22 protein-coding genes and 1 other annotated feature are annotated in these 17,981 nt (G+C 34.6%); of the genes, 7 read left to right on the top strand and 15 right to left on the bottom strand.

Annotation, left to right across the window (positions count from 1 at the left end):
• Positions 1-296 precede the first annotated feature (296 nt).
• The 12 genes from LrDSM24759_RS00955 to rpmG all read right to left on the bottom strand — a co-directional run bounded on the left by LrDSM24759_RS00955 (position 297) and on the right by rpmG (position 7,176).
• A complete protein-coding gene (locus LrDSM24759_RS00955) occupies positions 297-536 on the bottom strand; it encodes a hypothetical protein (RefSeq protein WP_117117557.1) in 240 nt (79 codons plus the stop codon).
• A gap of 80 nt (positions 537-616) precedes the next feature.
• On the bottom strand, positions 617-1,447 hold the full coding sequence (locus LrDSM24759_RS00950; protein ID WP_117117555.1) for an Rpn family recombination-promoting nuclease/putative transposase: 831 nt from the start codon (positions 1,445-1,447) through the stop codon (positions 617-619).
• A gap of 110 nt (positions 1,448-1,557) precedes the next feature.
• Positions 1,558-1,920, bottom strand: coding sequence for a 50S ribosomal protein L7/L12 (gene rplL / locus LrDSM24759_RS00945; protein ID WP_117117553.1), 363 nt, complete (start codon positions 1,918-1,920; stop codon positions 1,558-1,560).
• A 42-nt stretch (positions 1,921-1,962) separates the two neighbouring features.
• Positions 1,963-2,463 (bottom strand): 50S ribosomal protein L10, encoded by a 501-nt coding sequence (gene rplJ, locus LrDSM24759_RS00940; protein WP_117117551.1) that lies wholly within the window; start codon positions 2,461-2,463, stop codon positions 1,963-1,965.
• A 41-nt stretch (positions 2,464-2,504) separates the two neighbouring features.
• Positions 2,505-2,628, bottom strand: a sequence feature (ribosomal protein L10 leader region).
• A 34-nt stretch (positions 2,629-2,662) separates the two neighbouring features.
• Positions 2,663-3,445, bottom strand: a complete 783-nt coding sequence (locus LrDSM24759_RS00935; RefSeq protein WP_117117550.1) for an amino acid ABC transporter substrate-binding protein — start codon at positions 3,443-3,445, stop codon at positions 2,663-2,665.
• Positions 3,445-4,083 (bottom strand): amino acid ABC transporter ATP-binding protein, encoded by a 639-nt coding sequence (locus LrDSM24759_RS00930; RefSeq protein ID WP_281271446.1) that lies wholly within the window; start codon positions 4,081-4,083, stop codon positions 3,445-3,447. Before LrDSM24759_RS00930 ends, LrDSM24759_RS00935 begins: the two co-directional genes overlap by 1 nt.
• A 1-nt stretch (position 4,084) precedes the next feature.
• Positions 4,085-4,729 carry an amino acid ABC transporter permease gene (locus LrDSM24759_RS00925; RefSeq protein ID WP_117117546.1) on the bottom strand — a complete coding sequence of 215 codons (645 nt, stop codon included), beginning with the start codon at positions 4,727-4,729 and terminating at the stop codon, positions 4,085-4,087.
• A gap of 134 nt (positions 4,730-4,863) precedes the next feature.
• A complete protein-coding gene (rplA, locus tag LrDSM24759_RS00920) occupies positions 4,864-5,556 on the bottom strand; it encodes a 50S ribosomal protein L1 (protein ID WP_117117545.1) in 693 nt (230 codons plus the stop codon).
• 100 nt (positions 5,557-5,656) lie between these two features.
• Entirely contained in the window at positions 5,657-6,082 is a 426-nt protein-coding gene (gene rplK, locus LrDSM24759_RS00915; RefSeq protein WP_117117543.1) for a 50S ribosomal protein L11, read from the bottom strand.
• A gap of 126 nt (positions 6,083-6,208) precedes the next feature.
• Positions 6,209-6,760, bottom strand: coding sequence for a transcription termination/antitermination protein NusG (gene nusG, locus LrDSM24759_RS00910; RefSeq protein WP_117117540.1), 552 nt, complete (start codon positions 6,758-6,760; stop codon positions 6,209-6,211).
• Positions 6,761-6,850: 90 nt separating this feature from the next.
• Positions 6,851-7,021 (bottom strand): preprotein translocase subunit SecE, encoded by a 171-nt coding sequence (secE, locus tag LrDSM24759_RS00905; protein WP_117117539.1) that lies wholly within the window; start codon positions 7,019-7,021, stop codon positions 6,851-6,853.
• Positions 7,022-7,026: 5 nt separating this feature from the next.
• Positions 7,027-7,176, bottom strand: coding sequence for a 50S ribosomal protein L33 (gene rpmG / locus LrDSM24759_RS00900; RefSeq protein WP_117117537.1), 150 nt, complete (start codon positions 7,174-7,176; stop codon positions 7,027-7,029).
• A gap of 158 nt (positions 7,177-7,334) precedes the next feature.
• Between rpmG and LrDSM24759_RS00895 the strand changes: the two genes are divergently transcribed.
• The 5 genes from LrDSM24759_RS00895 to LrDSM24759_RS00875 all read left to right on the top strand — a co-directional run bounded on the left by LrDSM24759_RS00895 (position 7,335) and on the right by LrDSM24759_RS00875 (position 13,965).
• The gene (locus LrDSM24759_RS00895; RefSeq protein ID WP_117117535.1) at positions 7,335-8,381 is read left to right on the top strand and encodes a polyprenyl synthetase family protein; all 1,047 of its coding nucleotides are present in this window, start codon (positions 7,335-7,337) and stop codon (positions 8,379-8,381) included.
• Positions 8,382-8,525: 144 nt separating this feature from the next.
• Positions 8,526-9,761: an MFS transporter gene (locus tag LrDSM24759_RS00890; RefSeq protein WP_117117534.1), complete on the top strand. Its 1,236-nt coding sequence runs from the start codon at positions 8,526-8,528 to the stop codon at positions 9,759-9,761.
• An 81-nt stretch (positions 9,762-9,842) separates the two neighbouring features.
• Complete coding sequence (locus LrDSM24759_RS00885) at positions 9,843-11,600, top strand: 1-deoxy-D-xylulose-5-phosphate synthase (RefSeq protein WP_117117532.1); 1,758 nt, start codon at positions 9,843-9,845, stop codon at positions 11,598-11,600.
• 211 nt (positions 11,601-11,811) lie between these two features.
• A complete protein-coding gene (locus tag LrDSM24759_RS00880) occupies positions 11,812-12,738 on the top strand; it encodes a hypothetical protein (protein ID WP_117117530.1) in 927 nt (308 codons plus the stop codon).
• Positions 12,739-12,819: 81 nt separating this feature from the next.
• The gene (locus tag LrDSM24759_RS00875) at positions 12,820-13,965 is read left to right on the top strand and encodes a glycerate kinase family protein (RefSeq protein ID WP_117117528.1); all 1,146 of its coding nucleotides are present in this window, start codon (positions 12,820-12,822) and stop codon (positions 13,963-13,965) included.
• A 78-nt stretch (positions 13,966-14,043) separates the two neighbouring features.
• Here LrDSM24759_RS00875 and LrDSM24759_RS00870 read toward each other — a convergent pair whose 3' ends face one another.
• The 3 genes from LrDSM24759_RS00870 to LrDSM24759_RS00860 are packed head-to-tail and all read right to left on the bottom strand — an operon-like array spanning position 14,044 to position 16,372.
• Positions 14,044-15,543: a gluconokinase gene (locus tag LrDSM24759_RS00870; RefSeq protein ID WP_117117526.1), complete on the bottom strand. Its 1,500-nt coding sequence runs from the start codon at positions 15,541-15,543 to the stop codon at positions 14,044-14,046.
• 10 nt (positions 15,544-15,553) lie between these two features.
• Positions 15,554-15,769 (bottom strand): P8 family protein, encoded by a 216-nt coding sequence (locus LrDSM24759_RS00865; RefSeq protein ID WP_117117524.1) that lies wholly within the window; start codon positions 15,767-15,769, stop codon positions 15,554-15,556.
• Positions 15,770-15,817: 48 nt separating this feature from the next.
• Positions 15,818-16,372, bottom strand: coding sequence for a sigma-70 RNA polymerase sigma factor region 4 domain-containing protein (locus LrDSM24759_RS00860; RefSeq protein WP_117117522.1), 555 nt, complete (start codon positions 16,370-16,372; stop codon positions 15,818-15,820).
• 176 nt (positions 16,373-16,548) lie between these two features.
• Here LrDSM24759_RS00860 and LrDSM24759_RS00855 point away from each other — a divergent pair, with 176 nt between their 5' ends.
• Both LrDSM24759_RS00855 and LrDSM24759_RS00850 read left to right on the top strand, forming a co-directional pair.
• A complete protein-coding gene (locus tag LrDSM24759_RS00855) occupies positions 16,549-17,067 on the top strand; it encodes a helix-turn-helix domain-containing protein (protein WP_117117520.1) in 519 nt (172 codons plus the stop codon).
• Positions 17,004-17,936, top strand: coding sequence for an IS3 family transposase (locus tag LrDSM24759_RS00850; protein WP_117117518.1), 933 nt, complete (start codon positions 17,004-17,006; stop codon positions 17,934-17,936). The genes LrDSM24759_RS00855 and LrDSM24759_RS00850 overlap by 64 nt, the downstream gene beginning before the upstream one ends.
• Positions 17,937-17,981 lie beyond the last annotated feature (45 nt).

Raw genomic sequence — 17,981 nt, 5'->3', positions numbered from 1 at the left:
TCAGTAAGTGTAATTTAAGTTACCTTTTTTTATTTATTATTACAGCGCCGGGCTAACATAACATCACCCCAAAATAACCCTAAATAATCTTTTAAAATTTATTTATTTTACGTTGTTTTTTATTTTTTAATAATAGCAATTATTTTAAATATATATGTTATTAAATTACATCTTTTACGCATTACTGCATAAATACATCCATAAAAAAACGAGAAGTAATTCATAACTCTACTTCTCGTACTTGTTTTATTCCAATATATAAGTTGATTAATTAAAATATTTATTTAAATTAAGATTTACTCTTCGCCATAAACTTTATTCACTAGTGCTTCGGCTTCTTGATCTGAGATTAAATTTAGCTTTTTAACTGCAGACAGGGCTGCTTGTCTATCCTGTCCTAGATCATAATATGTTTCCACAACTGCTTCGGTTTTGCCTAAAGCTTTACCTTTTCTTTCACCTACAGCTATACCTTCTGCCTTACCTTTTTCCATCCCTTCGTATCTTACTTCATTCAGCTTTTCTTCAAACGTCATGATCGTTCTCCTTTTCTCCGAACTTGCATTGATTTTTGCTATTTCCTTAATAGCATAATCAAATTCCTCTTAAATAGAAGTTAATTGTCACCATAAACTTTATTCACTAGTTCTTCTGCTTCTTGATCTGAAATCAAATTTAGCTTTTTAACTGCAGAGAGGGCTGCTTGTCTATCTTGTCCTAGTTTGAAATAAGCTTCTACAGTTGCATCAGCTTTACCTTTTCTTTCACCTACAGCTATACCTTTTTCCATCCCTTCATATCTTACTTCATTCAGCTTTTCTTCAAACGTCATGATCGTTCTCCTTTTCTCCGAACTTGCATTGATTTTCTCTATTTCCTTAATCGCATAATCAAAATGCTTATTTAATTTCTTCGGTCTACCATTCATCAAATCTACTAAAGCCTGTAGATCTTTACTAATCTTCTGATTATTTCCCTTTGAATTAATAATAATACGCTGGCTTTTATCATTCAACTTACATTCTTTACCTAATTCATCTTCATAATTAGAGAAACTATAACGCAATTTACCAAAGCCGAAAGGATCAAAATCACACAAGAAAATAACATAGCTTTCTTTTAATTCATGGAAGCTTTTTCCCTTGCGTAATGCATAACTATCAATTTTAGACTGATAATATCGCATTCTGGCTCCTAAATCCTGTTCCTTAGCCACTTGCATCTCAATATCATATAGCCTATCTTCTGTGTCCTTTACTAAAATATCTAAGCGGACATCTCTACTAGCATCTGGTGTGCTAACATCATGTTGACGATTTACACATTCAATATCTTTAATCTTGAGTTCTGGAATAATAATCTGAATTAAATACATACAAAACTCTTTATTATCCATAACCCAACCAAAGACAACATCATTAGTAAAACCGTAATAAGGTTTAACCATAAAACTCTCCTTTTCATAATTACTAATAATAATTACGAAAAATAAGGTGGTTTTATTTCAAAACAAAAAAAAGCTCCCCAAACGGGGAGCTTTTATCAGAAAGGCTATAACTATTTAACAGTTACAGTAGCACCAACTTCTTCAAGTTTTGCCTTGATGTCGTTAGCTTCGTCTTCAGAAACGCCTTCCTTAAGATTCTTAGGAGCACCATCAACAAGGTCCTTTGAATCCTTAAGACCAAGGCCAGTGATGTCACGTACAACCTTGATAACCTTAACTTTTTCTTGACCAACGTCAGTTAATTCAACGTCAAATTCAGTCTTACCAGCGTCACCACCAGCAGCACCTGCAGCTGCAACTGGAGCAGCAGCTGAAACGCCAAATTCATCTTCGATAGCCTTTACTAAGTCGTTTAATTCAAGAATTGATGCATCTTTTAAAGCATCGATAATCTTTTCAGTATCTAAAGCCATTATAAGTTTCCTCCAAAAATATAGTTTAAATTTACGAAATTATTATTCGTCTTTAGAATCTGCAACAGCCTTAACAGCATATGCAACGTTGCGAACAGGTGCTTGCAATACAGAAAGAAGCATTGAAAGTAAACCTTCGCGACCTGGGATAGAAGCAAGCTTCTTGATTTCGTCTTGGCTTGCAACCTTGCCTTCGAGCATACCACCTTTAATTGATAATACGTCGATATCATCTTCGTACTTAGAAACAATACGAGCAGGTTCAGTAATGTCATCTGCATCATCAGTGTAGACAATAGCAGTTGGACCTACAAAAGTATCTTCTAATCCTTCGATACCAGCCTTTTCAGCAGCACGTCTCAAGTAAGTGTTCTTCATAACCTTCATCTTAACGTTTGAATCACGAAGATCCTTACGCAAGTTAGTAACTTGATCAACAGTCAAACCTAAGTAATCAATTACTAAGATAGCCTTAGCAGTCTTAAGTTCTTCAGCGAAATCGTTGACAAGTTTTTCTTTTGCAGCAATAGCAGCTTTACTCAATGAATTCACCTCCAAAATTAATTATTCAGATAAATTCTATCTGCCGAAATAAAAAAACTCTACGCCAAAAAGAGACGTAGAGTTATAAAACTCATTCTTTTTCTGGCCTCGGCGGGATATTGAGGCTTTCGCCACCCGAGTCTTAGGTAGAATTTACTTCGATAACTACTTTACTAGGGATCAGGATAAAAGTCAATAACTAATTGAACCATTTCTTTTCTAAACGTTTGATAGTCCCATCTTTTTCTAATTGATCAAGAACCTGATTTAGCTTTTTAGTTAAAGTTGTATTTTTCTTGCTAACACCAACCGCAAATTCTTCATTAGGATAAGGTAGTGCTGTTTTACTAAAATCTTGACCATTTTTGGTATGCTTTAAGTAATAATCACCATATACACTATCTATTAAGAGACCGTTAATTCTTCCTGCCTTGAGGTCCAGAAAGGCATCATTATAGTTATCATATTGGACTGTATTTTTCACACGGCTTTTAAGTACTTTAGGATAAGCGTCAAAATCATCGGCTCCAGAAGAGCCCGTTTGCATTCCTAAAATTTTTCCTTTCATCTCTTTGTAAGTTGAGATGCCCTCATTCTTCCGTGTTACCAAGATTTGCTCATTAGTTAAATACGGTCTTGTAAAGTTCTCTTTCTTAGCGCGCGCTTTTGTTTTGGTATAACCATTCCAAATTACATCAATCGTACCATTACGTAATTCCGTTTCTTTCATATCCCAGTCAATCGGTTGAAATTGTGCCTTTAAGCCTAACTTCTTGCAAGCCGCCTTTGCGAGATCAACATCAAATCCCACTAAGGTGCCATTTTTTTCGCGAAAATCCATGGGTACAAAACTATCATCTATTCCGATAACCAAAGTTTTACGTTCCTTAATTGCCTGCCAGGAATTAGTTCTTTCACTACAAGCTGTTAATAAGGTTAAGCTACAGAAAAATAAAATTAAGTAGAGGAATTTCTTCTTCATTATTGCTCCCCTTTAAACTTACTTACTTCCAAAATTTTATCTGCAACTTCTTTACCAAATTGGTGGTCATGAGTAATTACTATTTGGGTAATCCCATTTTGTTTTAACTTGAAAAAGATTTCTTTAACTTTACCCACTAGTTCTGGATCAAGTGCAGATGTAGGCTCATCATAGCAAAGGATTGCTGGTTGCATTTCTAGTGCTCGTGCAATGGCAACCCGCTGTTTTTGACCACCGGAAAGCTGATAAGGATATAAATTGACCACTTCATTTAAATCAAGTTCGTCAATAATTCTTTGTGCTGCAACTTCAGCATCTTTTTTACTTAACCCTTTCACATTAACAGGAGCCAGAGTAATATTATCCATTACTGTCAAATTGGGAAAAAGATTAAAATCCTGAAAAACCATTCCTACTACATGCTTACTCCGATCAGTAGGATCAAATTCTTGACCATCATGGTAAAAATGACCACTATCCGCTGTCTCTAGACCTGCGATCATACGTAATAAGGTTGTCTTTCCAGCCCCAGATGGTCCAATAATACTTAAAATATCACCCTTATCTAGCTCTAAATTCAAATCTTGAATGATTTTACGTGAGCCAAATGATTTATTGATATTTTTTAATTCTAAAATTTTATTTCCAGACATTATACTTCTTCTCCACTACGCCCAAAATATAAGTGAGTAGTCCTGTTAAAACAAGATATAAGATACCAACTAAAACCAGGGGAACTAATGAAACATCGCGAGCAGTAGCAACATTACCAGCTCGTAATAAATCCCATAGTCCAATTACATACACTAAACTTGAGTCTTTCACTAAATTAATTAATTCATTACCTATTGAAGGTAAAACAATCTTAAATAATTGCGGCTGGATAATGCGGTGGAACCTTTGCCAAGATGATAGGCCCAGAACTTGGCCCGCTTCAACTTGACCTTTAGGAATAGCTTGTAACCCACCACGAAAAATTTCAGCGAAATAGGCTGCATAATTTATAACAAAAGCGATTAAAGCTGATTCATAACGGGGAAAAACGATTCCAATTGTTGGTAAACCATAAAAAATAAAAATTAATTGTAATAAGAGTGGTGTCCCCCGCATAATCCAAATATAGAAGCGCAGAATTACTTCGAGAGGTTTTATTTTAGATAATAAACCAAGGGCTACAACAATTCCCAAAGGGATTGCCAAAACTGTAGTCCAAAAAAAGATTTCTAATGTTAGCCATGCACCGGAAAAAAGTGATGGCAATATACTAATAATATAATTAATCACTGGAACCTCTTCAAAAATCAAATAGTAATACAACTAAGATAATATTTTATTATAAGCTAGCAAAACTTGGCAACCTATCTCAAATAAAAAAGAACCCGCAAAAGCGAGTTCTTTTAAATATTCTTTAAACTTAATTAGTCTAAGTTTAATGGATCCAAGTGGATACCAGGGCCAAAGGTTGCTGATACGGCAACACTCTTAATGTATTGACCCTTAGCTGATGCAGGACGTGCACGTACAATAACGTCACGTAAAGCGTTAAAGTTTTCAGCTAACTTGTCAGCTTCAAATGAAGCCTTACCGATTGGTGCATGAATTAAACCTTGTTTATCAACACGGTATTCAACTTGACCAGCCTTAATATCGTTAACTGCCTTTTCAACGTCCATAGTAACAGTACCAGTCTTAGGGTTAGGCATTAAACCCTTAGGTCCTAATACACGACCTAAACGACCAACTTTAGCCATCATCATTGGAGTTGCAACAACAACGTCAAAGTCTAAGTAACCGTTTTGAACTTTTTCTACTAATTCATCTGAACCAACTTCGTCAGCACCTGCGTTCTTAGCAGCTTCTGCTTGTGGACCTTCAGCAAATACAATAACCTTTTGAGTCTTACCAGTACCGTTAGGTAAAACAAGTGAACCACGAATTTGTTGGTCAGCTTGCTTAGGGTCAACTGATAAGTTGTATGCAACTTCAATAGTTGCGTCAAAGTCTGCGTATGAAGTTTCTTTAGCTAACTTCATTGCTTCATCTACTGAATAAAATTTAGTTGGATCAACTTTTTTTGCTGCTTCTAAATATTTTTTACCATGCTTTGGCATGTGATTTCCTCCTTGCAAATGTGGTCAAACAAGTTCTCTCAAACTCTCCCACCTTGATTCGTTAACTTTGATTAACGATCCGACGTTCCTAGAAACTTTTTTAGTCTTCTACTTCGAAGCCCATGCTTCTAGCAGTACCTTCAATCATGCGCATAGCAGCTTCAACATCTGCAGCGTTTAGATCTTGCATCTTGGTTTCTGCGATTTCCTTAACTTGAGCCTTAGTAACCTTAGCAACCTTCTTGGTGTTAGGTTCACCAGAACCCTTGTCAACCTTAGCAGCCTTCTTTAAAAGAACTGCTGCTGGTGGAGTCTTAGTAATGAATTCGAATGAACGATCTTCATATACAGTAATAACTACAGGAATAAGCATACCCTTTTGATCAGCAGTACGTGCATTGAAGTCCTTAGTAAAACCAACGATGTTGATTCCAGCTTGACCTAATGCAGGACCAACTGGAGGTGCAGGAGTTGCTGCACCAGCAGGGATTTGCAATTTAACTACGTTAATAACTTTCTTTGCCACGGTCAATACCTCCTTGATTCCGTGATGCGGTTATAATGGAGAATTTTCCTTCTTCTCCTCCCACAATAATAAAGATACTCTGATATAGTACCATCAACCTAAGTTTTTTACAATATCAATTTTAAATTAAGCTTCAAATTTCTTGACTTGATCGTAGTCTAATTCCGCATTAGTTTCACGACCAAACATATCAATTGAAACAATTAGCTTGTACTTGTCATCTTGAACATCAGTGACTTTACCTGACATCCCCTTAAATGGACCATCAGTAATAGTTACAGTTTCACCCACTTCATAAGTCACATCTGGGCGTTTAGCTGGTTGACCTTGTGAGCGTAAGATACGATTAATTTCATCTTCATACAATGGGGAAGGTTTTGATCCACCACCATGACTACCAACAAAACCAGTTACGTTTGGCGTATTTCTTACCACAAACCAGCTTTCATCAGTCATAACCATTTCAACTAAAACATAACCTGGGAAAACTTTTTCTTCCACTTCTTGTTTTTTGCCACGAACTGTTTCAGTCTTTTCTTCTTCAGGAACAATTACCCGAAAGATATAATCTTGCATCCCTAAAGATTGTGCTCTTGATAAAAGATCCTTTTTTACTTTATCTTCATAACCTGAATAAGTGTGTAAAACGTACCATTGTTTTTTGCTGGTTTCTACCATTTGTCTTAACTCCTTACTGATTTTTGCAAATAAAAAAACCTCCACCGGAGGTCTTTTCTGTTACTAGTATTATACCATAGACTCTTTTGATTAAAAGAATGTTTGCACAAGGTAAGAGAATAATAAATCTAATAAGCCCAAATATAAACCAAATAAAATTGATGCAGTAATAACCATTCCTGTATCTCTTCTATTTTGTTTCCAAGTTGGCCATGTTACTTCCTTCATGGTATGTCCAACGCTCTTAAAGAACTTAATCATTAAGCTTACCTCGTTTCCTTATGCAATGTTTGCTTGCCACAATGCTTACAAAATTTTTTTAATTCTAATCTTGATGTTCTATTCTTACTTGCGGTAATAGAATAATTGCGTGATCCACATTCAGTGCAAGCAAGTGCTGCTTTTTTGACTGCCATAAAATCACTCCTAAACTGTCAATAATACTACCAAAAATAGGTAATAATATCAATCTCTTTAAATTATTTCACCCAAAAAACGATAAATAATTATAGTTCAAACAAATTCTAGTGTAAACTTTAAAGTAGAGAATTCAAAAATAAACTAGGAAAATATAATGATCAAAATTTCATCATTTAAAAATAAACTTAATCAAGAAAAACTCCCTGATAAAAAACAATTTGCCTTTTGGGACGATTATCCTCTCATTCAAAAAGATATGATTGCTGTGAACGAGATCATCTTCAACCATATTAGTCATGTTAATGGCATTATGGGGCAAGCCTTATATGATACTTTTTCTGTACCAGGCAAGATGTTGAGACCTGCTTTTGTAATGCTCTTTAGTCAATTTAGCAAAAAAGCAAAATTTAAACATAAACAATTACTAAATATCGCTGCTTCAATTGAAATGCTCCACAATGCTACCTTAATTCATGATGATATTATCGATGAATCAGATCTACGTCATGGTCAGCCATCAATTCAAGCAAAATATGGCAAACATATCGCCGTTTATGCTGGTGATTATCTTTTTGCTGTTTCTCTAAGTATTTTAAGTGCAAACACCAAAAACATTTCTACCTTGCAACGCGATAGTCAAACCATGGAAGCTATTCTGCTAGGTGAAACCGAACAATACAATTTTGTTTATGATACTAGTATCACTATTGATCAATACTTAGAACATATTAAAGGTAAAACTAGTGTTTTATTTGGACTGGCATGCCTATTAGGTAGTTTTGAAAGTGGTGCTGGAATTAGGCAAGCTTTGAAGGCCCAAAAATTTGGGGAATATTTAGGGCAGGTCTTTCAAATTCGCGATGATATTTTGGACTACACTACTAGTGCACAAAATCTTAAAAAACCAGTCTTATTAGATGTCAAAGATGGTGTTTATTCGGCTCCTTTAATCTTTGCCTTACAAAATGACCCCCAGCAAAAATTACATAAGCTAGTGTCATATGGCAAAAAACTCACTAATAGTCAATTACATGAAATTGATCAATTAGTTAAAGAATACGGTGGCGTTAAGCAAGCAAGTCAATTAGCAGATCAGTATACTGAAAAGGCCCTTAGCTATTTGCAAAAGCATTGGCCAGAAAATAAGACTCGCCAACAAATAGAATCTTTAACTCATCAGCTATTAGATCGTAAATATTAATAAACAATATATTGAGCAAGGCTTTAGAGCCTTGCTCTTTTTAGATTTTAAAGAAAATTTAAAGCTTAAAAGATTTTTTACTTTTTCCAATTAATTTTAAATATAATTAGCAAGGCTAATTTTTAGAAAGTGAGAAATAAAAAATTGAAAAATAAAAAAAGTATTTATCCCTGGTGGGTTTTTATTGCTACATGTTTAATATCTATTATTGGCTTTGGTTTGTTAGTCAATACTATCGGTTTATTTTTTGAACCGGTCAGCAAAAGTTTTGGTGTTGGTCGGGCTAGTGTTTCTTTAATGGGCACTTTTCAAAATGCAGCTGCCGCTATTACCTTGCTCTTTGCTGGTAAGATCATGAGTAAGGTCAACTTACGTTGGCTCCTAACAATCTGTTTTGGCATCATCGCTATTAGCATGCTTTCACTAACTCAGGCCCACTCTTTAATTCATTTTTACGTAGCTTGGATTATAATTGGTATTTGTCAACCCATCGCCATTACTTTGTCCATTCCTGTTCTTTTAGGTAATTGGTTTAATCAAAAATTAGGAACGGTAATGGGAATTGCGCTTGGTTTATCTGCTGTGGGTGGAACCCTCTTTAATCCAATTATTGCCGGTATAATTACTCATCACGGCTGGCGCATGGGCTACTTAGCTGAAGGCTTATTAATTTTGCTAATTTTAGTTCCAACAGCACTTTTCTTGCAAGCTAAGCCTAATAACAAACACTTAGCTTATGGTGAAAAAACAGTTAATAAGCAAGAAAATATTGAACATTCTGGCTTCACTTTAGGTCAAGCCTTTAAAATGCCAGTTTTTTATGCCATTGCCTTAGCAATGCTCGTTTTACAATATGTTTCTGGTTCTGTTCAACATATTTCTGGTCATATTGTAAACATCGGCTTACCTTTAACTACTGGTGCAACGGTAGTTTCAGGTTTAATGTTAGGGGCTGCTGCTGGGAAAATTTCTATTGGTTACTTACTTGATCGATTTAACGCACGGATTGTGCTCTTCTTTTATTCCTTATTTGGTGCAATTGGGTGGTTTGGCCAAATCTTTTTAAATAATGGCAATCTTTTAATTGGTTCAGCCTTTATTTTAGGTCTTGGTCAAGGTATCTGTTTAGTTGCCCTTCCTTATTTAATTCGAGAAGAATTTGGTGCTAAAGACTATAGTAATATTCTTTCAATTATTAATATGCTTGGTGCTTTTGCCATGTCAATTTCAGTTTATGTTGACGGCCTTTTATTTGATAAGACTGGCTCTTACAATATCGGTTGGTGGATTAATGCCATCGCCTTTATCATTAGTTTTATTGCCCTATTTTTAACTTTAAAGACTAATAAGCATCAAGTATCAAATCCTGATTCAATTTAAATAAGTTTAATTACTTACCTAAAGCTTACTTTTTGACTTACAATTAAAAAGTAAGCTTTTTTGTATTTTAGGAGGTATATTATGAATCAACATCCTGATTTTTTATTAAATGAAATTCATAGTCCAAAAGACTTAAAAAAATTAAATCTTGACCAGATGAAACAACTAGCTTCCGAAATTAGAACTTTAATTCTTGAAAAAGACTCTGTTGAAGGTGGTCACTTAGGTCCTGATCTGGGAATTGTTGAAACTACAATTGCTTATCACTATGTCTTTGATGCACCAAAAGACAAAATCGTCTGGGATGTTTCGCACCAAACTTATCCTCATAAGATGTTAACTGGTCGCGCTATTGGCTGGCTTGATCCTGAACATTATGAGGATGTCACCCCTTATACCAATCCAGATGAAAGTCCTTATGATTATTTCGCAATTGGGCACACTTCTACTTCAATTGCACTAGCTACTGGATTAGCCAAGGCTCGTGATTTAAAGGGTGGTCATGAAAGAATCGCTGCTTTGATTGGTGATGGTTCCTTGACTGGGGGCCTTGCATTTGAAGGTTTAAACAATGCTGCAATTGAAAAGCATAATCTTTTAACTATTATTAACGATAACCAAATGTCAATTGATGAAAATGTTGGTGGTGTCGTTACTGCCTTAAAGAAATTACGTGATAGCAATGGTACAACTCCAGAGAATCCATTTACTGCTATGGGCTTTGAATATTTCTATGAGGCAAATGGTAATGATATCGAAAAAATGATTGCTGCTTTTGAAAAGGTCAAAGATATTGATCATCCTGTAGTTCTCCACATCAATACTCTTAAAGGTAAAGGTTACCAACCTGCAATTGATGATGAAGAAGCTCACCACTGGGTTTTACCATTTGATCTTAAGACTGATAAAACTACAGTTCCTGCTCCTAAATTACCAAATGCTAATAGCGTCGCTTTAGAAGTAACCAAGAAACAAATTGAAAAAGATAAAACTACTTTAGCAATTAATGCCGCTATCCCTGGCGTATTTGGTCTTGACGAAATCAAGAAACAATATCCAGCTAATTACAAAGACGTCGGCATTGCTGAACAAGAATCCGTTGCCTTTGCTGCTGGTAGTGCTAAAGAAGGTGGCATGCCAATTCTTTTTGAAAATTCTACTTTCTTACAACGTGCCTTTGACCAACTTTCACATGATGTTGCTGCTAACGACTTACCAGTTGTGATGATGGTAGCTGGTGGTGGTATTTCTAACCAATCAAAGACCCACTTAGGTGTATTTGACCAAGTCATGATTGGTAACTTACCAAACTGGAACTACTTAGCTCCAACTACTCTAGCTGAAGAAAAAGCAATGATGGAATGGGCTTTAAGTCAACGCAAGCATCCTATTGCAATTAAAATGCCAACTAAGTCAGTTCCAGAAGGTGATGAAACTCAAACTGTTAAAAATTATGATGAAATCAACTATCAAATTATCCCCGGTAAAAATACTAAAATTACCATTATTGGTTTAGGTGATTTTTATGGTTTAGCCAGTGAAGTTGCACAAGAACTTGATGCAACTTTAGTTAACCCACTTTCAGCTAATATTTTAGATCAAAAAGCACTTGATCAATTAGCTCAAGACAGTGATGTAATCGTAACACTCGAAGACAACACTTTAGATGGTGGTTATGGTCAAAAAGTCGCATCTTACTTAGGTAATCAAGATGTTAAAGTTTTAAACTATGGACAAGATCGTGTTTACACTGATCAAGAAGCGGTTAAAGATATTATGGAACGTAATCGCATTACTGTCGGCCAAATCACTGAAGATATCAAGAAAAATCTTAATTAAACGTTAGCTATAATTTGATTAAAGAGACTCATTATGATGAGCCTCTTTTTTATTATTGTTTAATAAATTATAAGTTTTAAATAACATATGATATAAATTCGCTTTCCTTTGTTTTCAAGGTCTAAACATTCTTATACAAATATCATCTTGTATTCGATAACAATCTTCGATAAACTTAAAAAAGTTAAGTTTAAACGAAACGAGGATATGTATGAAAAAAAGTAAAGTATTTCTAGCAGGTATTTTAGGGTTATTAACTTGCTTCTTAGTAGTTGCTTGTGGTGCAAAAAAGGAGCAAGCAAAACCATATACCGCTTACAGAGGCTTAAAAGTTTACCCAGTGACTATCACTAGTATCAAATCAAAAGAAGGAGATCTACTTTTAAAGGCAAAAACTAAGGCCCCTGATGGTGCAAAAGTTTTGGTTAAGCCTGAATCTGGTTCAGACTATTCACTTAATAATAATATTGCCTCTTCCGACGACAGTGATGGTTATACTTATGCCAGAGTAGAAAATAAAAAGGTCAACTTTAAAATTGGTGATTTATTTTCACTAGTGAAAGAGACAAAAGATCTCAACGTCGCTGGGACAAAAATGAAGTTCAAAGCCTTTGCTGTCACTGGCTATGATGAAAAATTTAATCAAGAAACCATGACTGCAACCTTAAGAAAAGCTGTCACTAAAGCAAAAATTAAGACTACCACTTTTAAGGTTAATAAAAAGCTTGCAAAATATTACACTGACTTAGATAAAGATGATGATTCAGATGATAGTGACTCTGATGATAAATCTTCAAGTGATTCTGATCTTGATCTAACTGATGATGACTATAAGGAATTGGCCAGCGATATCCAAACTGCAATTAAAAACGACACACCAGTTACTTATGATAAATCTAAAAAAACTATCTTAATTAATACTGATCAATCTGCTTCTGATAGTGGCATGCGCCAAATTATTCATGAAGCAGCGGATGGCGACACTGATGATTGGAACGAATTAACTGAACATTTAACAACAATTTCTGATTCATTAGATGATGTTTCTATTACAATTGTTAACCCTGATAATAAAAATCGTGAACTTTTCACTGTTAAGGGTGGTAAAGTATCTTACGATTTCATTAATAAAAAATAAAATTTGAGCGATATTCGAAATGAATATCGCTTTTTTCATATTTGATTTACAATAATTTTAGTAAAGAAAAGAGGTTTTATCATGAAAATTGTTATTGCACCTGATTCTTTTAAAGGATCACTCACTGCAAAAGAAGTTAGTGCTGCTATTTATCAGGGACTAAAACCTATTTTTTCTCATGCTGACTATCAATTAATTCCGATGGCTGATGGTGGCGAGGGTACAATGGCTACAATTATTGAAGCTAATAATGGGGAAATTATTTCTGTTCCTGTACGTTCACCTTTAGATAAACCTGTTACTGCTAAGTATGGCTTAATTAAAAATAAAGAAACCGCAGTAATTGAGATGGCACAAGCTAGCGGAATTCAATTCATCGATCAAACTACAGCTAATCCCTTAATTGCCACAACATATGGTACCGGCCAATTAATTAAGCATGCTTTAGATCAAAAAGTCAAAAAAATCATTATTGGTCTAGGTGGCAGTGCTACTAATGATGGTGGAGCAGGAATGCTTCAAGCACTAGGTGTGAAATTACTGGATCGTTTTGGACATGAATTAGGCTTTGGTGGTGGTCAATTAGGAAAACTAGCCTATCTGGATGTGACTAGTCTAGATCCACGGTTGAAAGATGTAGACGTTATCTTAGCAAGTGATGTAAAAAATCCTCTCACTGGAAAAAATGGTGCTTCTTACATTTTTGGCCCTCAAAAAGGTGCCAAGCCAGAAATAGTTAAAGAATTAGATCAAAATCTACATCATTTTGCTGCAGTAGTAAAGCGTGACTTAGGTCAAGATTTTGAAAATACACCCGGTGCTGGTGCAGCCGGCGGCTTAGCCTATGGACTACTTGCTTTCACTCAGGCTAAACTTCAATCTGGTGTTGAATTGGTTTTAAAGGAAACTAATTTTGCTGCTAAAGTTAAAAATGCCGACTTAGTTTTCACTGGTGAAGGAGGAACAGATTATCAAACTCAATATGGTAAAACCCCTTTTGGCGTAGCCCAATTAGCTAAAAAAATTGCACCTCAATGTTCTGTTATTTGTTTATCTGGAAATATTGGTAAAGGAATCGAAGAATTATATGGTGATGATAAGATTGACGCGATTTTTGCTACCGAATCAGGAGCCAAGGATTTATCACAAGCCATGAAAGACAGTAAGCTTGATATTCAACTATTAACTGAAAATATTGCCCGTTTGCTTAAATCTTATCATCATTAGATTTAAAAATTGCAATTAAAAAGACGACTCTAGATAACATGACCCTAAAATTAGGACATATTATTGAAAGTCGTCTTTTTAATTAATAAATTTATTTGGATTATTTTTTTGCCAATTAGCAATATGCTCATATGTATGATCAAGATTATGTTCAATTTCACGATAAATTGGTAATAACTCTTGATACACCTGTACATTTTCTGCCTTAGGAAAATAGGTTTTTTCCGGAGTAGTAAATTGCTTAATTTCGTCAAGTTTATGGAACCAACCTAATGCTAATCCAGCCAAGAAAAAGGCACCAATACTACCACTTTGTTGTTGCTTCATGGCTTGTACTGGTAAATTAAATACGTCTGCTAACATTTGTCTAATAAAATCACTTTTAACAAAGCCACCAGTAATTTTCAAAAATTTAGGCTGAGAAACTTGTTCACTCAAGGTCTTACTAACACCAGCTAAATTATAAATTATTCCTTCTAAAACACTACGTGCCATTTGTGGTTGAGTGTGATTTCTTGTAAGGCCAACAAATGAACCTCTAGCAGCTGAATTCCAGATTGGAGCACGTTCACCACCTAAATAGGGATGAAAAAATAAGCCATTGCTACCTGCAGGAACAGTTTCAGCAGCTGAAAAATAATCATCTACTGTCGCATCAGGACCAAAAAGTGTGTTTTTTGCCCAAGCAAAAACTATCCCACCATTATTAACCGGTCCACCAATTAGATATTGATGATTTGGCGCAGCATAACTAAAAAATTTTCCTGCTCTATTTGTTAAAGGTTCTGAGACTAAAGTTCGAATGGCACCTGAGGTTCCCACATTTAAAGCAAACTCGTTTTGATCAAGCACCCCAACACCAATTGTAGATAAGTATCCATCACTAGCACCCATAATTATTGGTACTGATGAACTAATTCCTAACTTTTGACTAAATTCGGGAGTGAGATAACCAGCAAGATCACTTGGCATAGTTAAGCTAGGCAACTGTTCTTGTTGAATAGCCAGACTTTTGAGCAATTCCTGATCCCAAGTTAAAGTATGTAAATTCAAAAGTCCCGTTCCGGCCGCCATGGTTAAATCTTCTTTTAGTTGTCCCGTTAAGCGTGCCAGAATATATTCTTTGATTCCGACCCAATATTTGACTTGCTTAAAAAGTGGGAAATTTTGTTGTTTTAACCAACGCAATTTATAAATTGGTCCCATAGGATGGTTAGGCAAGCCAGTTTTTAGATAAATACTATTATCCTCTTCAACATAATCTGCGGCTCGATTGTCTGCCCAAGTGAAACTATTAGTTAATGGAACAAATTTATTATCTAAGCCAATTAAACTATGCATTTGTGCGGACCAAGAAATAGCTGCTAGTTCTCCTTTTTCTTTAGCGATTTTTGCCAATTCAAATAAAATATGTTGAACCGCAGCAAAAATAACTTTGGGATCTTCTTCAGCTTGATTCACTTGCTCTTGTAATAAAGGATATCCTTGACTAACTTGTGCTAACTGTTGCCCATGCTCATCATAAAGCACACCCTTAGTGGCAGTAGTCCCAATATCTATTCCAATAACTTCTTTCATATTATTAGCCCTATTTTTTAATATCTTGTTCTATTAATTGTTTAATTGCTGAATCTCCTTGATTTAATAGATCAAGCATCAATGTTTCTGCCCTACTTGCATCATTTCCCGCTATTTCTAAAAAATAATGCCATAATACTTCGCGAACAGTCTCGTCTCCTTCGCTCCATTCGAAATTTTCTTTCATTGAACTATCTAACCAAGTTAAATTATCAATCTTTGTCATTTTCTTTCCTCTAATTTTTGATTTTATTTTCTTTATTAAATTATATGCTTATTTCATTTCTTGAGATAGCTTTTTCTTACAACGTCCTTTTGCCTGTAATAATTGCATATAGGAGCATTGAGCTAATTGACAGGCACGTTCTTGGGTCATTAATCCTAGTAGAAATAAAGTAGCTACCAATTCTAATTTACTTAAGTTTTTCAGATAATTTTGATAAATGTCTTTGCCAGGAGTTATGCTTAATTCTCTTCCCTCCTCATTTATCAAGCCATTAGTTGTTGCTACTTCATAAGAAATTGCCTTACGGTAAGGTTCACGGCGCTTTGCAAGCTCATAACGTAAAAGTGAACGTGCATGATTACAAAGCTTTGTTTTATAAAATGCTCCAAAAGACTTATTCAGACTAAAGTCAAATAAACAACATGTTTCATAACATATCATCATTGCATCTTGATCCCAATCATCATTATCATAATGACGAATGTAATAACGTTTTTTTACATTATTAACCAGAGGCATGTAACGATGCATTAATTCTCTCAAATCATCGTCATTCTTATTTTTTACACCTATAATTAAATCTCGTTCTGACTTTTCTATCATATCAGACCTCCGCGTTTTTGTTTTTAGAATAGCGGAGGGATATTTTGTGAAATAGCAAACAAATGTTTAAGGCTTACATTCAAACTTATTTCTAACAAAAGAAGGTACAGTTTTATTAGACTGTTGAAGTTAACCCCCAAAGTTGGACAAAAAGTTCAGCTTTGGAGGTTTTTATTTTGACTAAATTTACTTATGAACAAAAACTAGCAGCCGTTAAATTATATCTTGAAGGTCAAAGTTCAGGAGAAATAATAAAAAAATTTAATATCGGAGAGCATGCTCAACTTCTTTTTTGGGTAAAACAATATAAAAGACATGGACCTAATATTCTCAATCCTAAGAAAAAGCATGAAGAATATAGTGGTGAATTTAAACTTAATGTTTTAAACTGGAAAAAACAATATCATGAAACTTATGAAGCAACTGCAGTTAAGTTTGGTATTTCAAATCCAGGCACTATTTATCAATGGCAAAAAGCTAAAGATAAAGGAGATCTTGTTGCTTCAAATAAAAAACGAGGTCGACCTCCATTGTTTAAAAAGCAAAAGAAAATTAGTCCGCTTTCTAAATCAGAGCGTGAAGAATTAGAAAGATTAAGAAAAGAAAATCGTAGTCTCTTCATTGAAAATGAATACTTAAAAAAATTAGACGCCTTAATTCAAAACAGAGAACAAAACAAGAAGAACGGCAAATAATTAAAGAATTAAGGCAAGAATTTGGATTTAAGTTAACAGAGTTATTGCCATTAACCTCTTTATCTAAGAGCACATATTATTATCAGCCTCATGAACGTAAACAAAAGATTAGTGACAAAAAATTATTAACAATAATCTTAAAAATTAAGAAGCATAATCTGGGCTATGGCTATCTTAGAGTAACTGATCAGCTTCATCGTCTGGGACATAAAATAAATCATAAACGTGTTCAACGTATTATGCATCAAAATCATATTTCGGGAAGAATTTATAATCTTAGGGCCGGTAAATATGATTCTTCTAAGGGCCCACAAGGTAAAAAGGCTAAAAATAAATTTCATCGAAAATTTAAAACAGATAGACCTTACCAAAAGATTGTCACTGACGTCAGTGAGTTCAGATATGGAAATATGAGTATGAATGAAAGAATCTATATCTCCCCTTATAAGGATCTATGTGGTGGTGCAATAATTGGTTTTAGTATTAGTGATCATCCAAATACTGAATTTGTAATGGAAGGACTTAAGCAAGTAATTGATAAACGACCAAACCTAAATTATCGAATGACTATCCATAGTGATCAGGGAATTCAATATCAATCAAATAAATATAGAAATAAGCTAAAACGAGCAAAGATATTCCAGAGTATGTCTAGAAGAGGAAATTGTCATGACAATGCGGCTATGGAGAGCTTCTTCCATACTATGAAAGTTGAAATGTACTTTAATCAACATTATCAAACTAAAGAAAAGTTAATCAAAGCAATAAAGAAATACCTGAGATATTACAACTTTGAGAGAATTCGCCATACATTAAAAGGCAAGACTCCAATGGAATATTGGAATCTTGCCTTAGAAAAATATATTTAAAACTAACGTCCAGTTTTAGGGGTTAGCTTCATGTACCTTCTTTAT

This window comes from Lactobacillus rodentium, assembly GCF_003423665.1.
Classification (GTDB): domain Bacteria; phylum Bacillota; class Bacilli; order Lactobacillales; family Lactobacillaceae; genus Lactobacillus; species Lactobacillus rodentium.
Note: the sequence above shows the minus strand (reverse complement) of the source record. Positions and strands in the feature narration are given on the sequence as shown.

Coding starts and splice junctions, on each gene's coding strand:
- LrDSM24759_RS00895 (WP_117117535.1), top strand. CDS start 7,335: ATGATCAAAATTTCATCATTTAAAAATAAACTTAATCAAGAAAAACTC.
- LrDSM24759_RS00950 (WP_117117555.1), bottom strand. CDS start 1,447: ATGGTTAAACCTTATTACGGTTTTACTAATGATGTTGTCTTTGGTTGG.
- LrDSM24759_RS00880 (WP_117117530.1), top strand. CDS start 11,812: ATGAAAAAAAGTAAAGTATTTCTAGCAGGTATTTTAGGGTTATTAACT.
- LrDSM24759_RS00860 (WP_117117522.1), bottom strand. CDS start 16,372: ATGATAGAAAAGTCAGAACGAGATTTAATTATAGGTGTAAAAAATAAG.
- LrDSM24759_RS00875 (WP_117117528.1), top strand. CDS start 12,820: ATGAAAATTGTTATTGCACCTGATTCTTTTAAAGGATCACTCACTGCA.
- rplL (WP_117117553.1), bottom strand. CDS start 1,920: ATGGCTTTAGATACTGAAAAGATTATCGATGCTTTAAAAGATGCATCA.
- LrDSM24759_RS00865 (WP_117117524.1), bottom strand. CDS start 15,769: ATGACAAAGATTGATAATTTAACTTGGTTAGATAGTTCAATGAAAGAA.
- nusG (WP_117117540.1), bottom strand. CDS start 6,760: ATGGTAGAAACCAGCAAAAAACAATGGTACGTTTTACACACTTATTCA.
- rplA (WP_117117545.1), bottom strand. CDS start 5,556: ATGCCAAAGCATGGTAAAAAATATTTAGAAGCAGCAAAAAAAGTTGAT.
- secE (WP_117117539.1), bottom strand. CDS start 7,021: ATGATTAAGTTCTTTAAGAGCGTTGGACATACCATGAAGGAAGTAACA.
- LrDSM24759_RS00955 (WP_117117557.1), bottom strand. CDS start 536: ATGACGTTTGAAGAAAAGCTGAATGAAGTAAGATACGAAGGGATGGAA.
- LrDSM24759_RS00885 (WP_117117532.1), top strand. CDS start 9,843: ATGAATCAACATCCTGATTTTTTATTAAATGAAATTCATAGTCCAAAA.
- LrDSM24759_RS00870 (WP_117117526.1), bottom strand. CDS start 15,543: ATGAAAGAAGTTATTGGAATAGATATTGGGACTACTGCCACTAAGGGT.
- rpmG (WP_117117537.1), bottom strand. CDS start 7,176: ATGGCAGTCAAAAAAGCAGCACTTGCTTGCACTGAATGTGGATCACGC.
- LrDSM24759_RS00935 (WP_117117550.1), bottom strand. CDS start 3,445: ATGAAGAAGAAATTCCTCTACTTAATTTTATTTTTCTGTAGCTTAACC.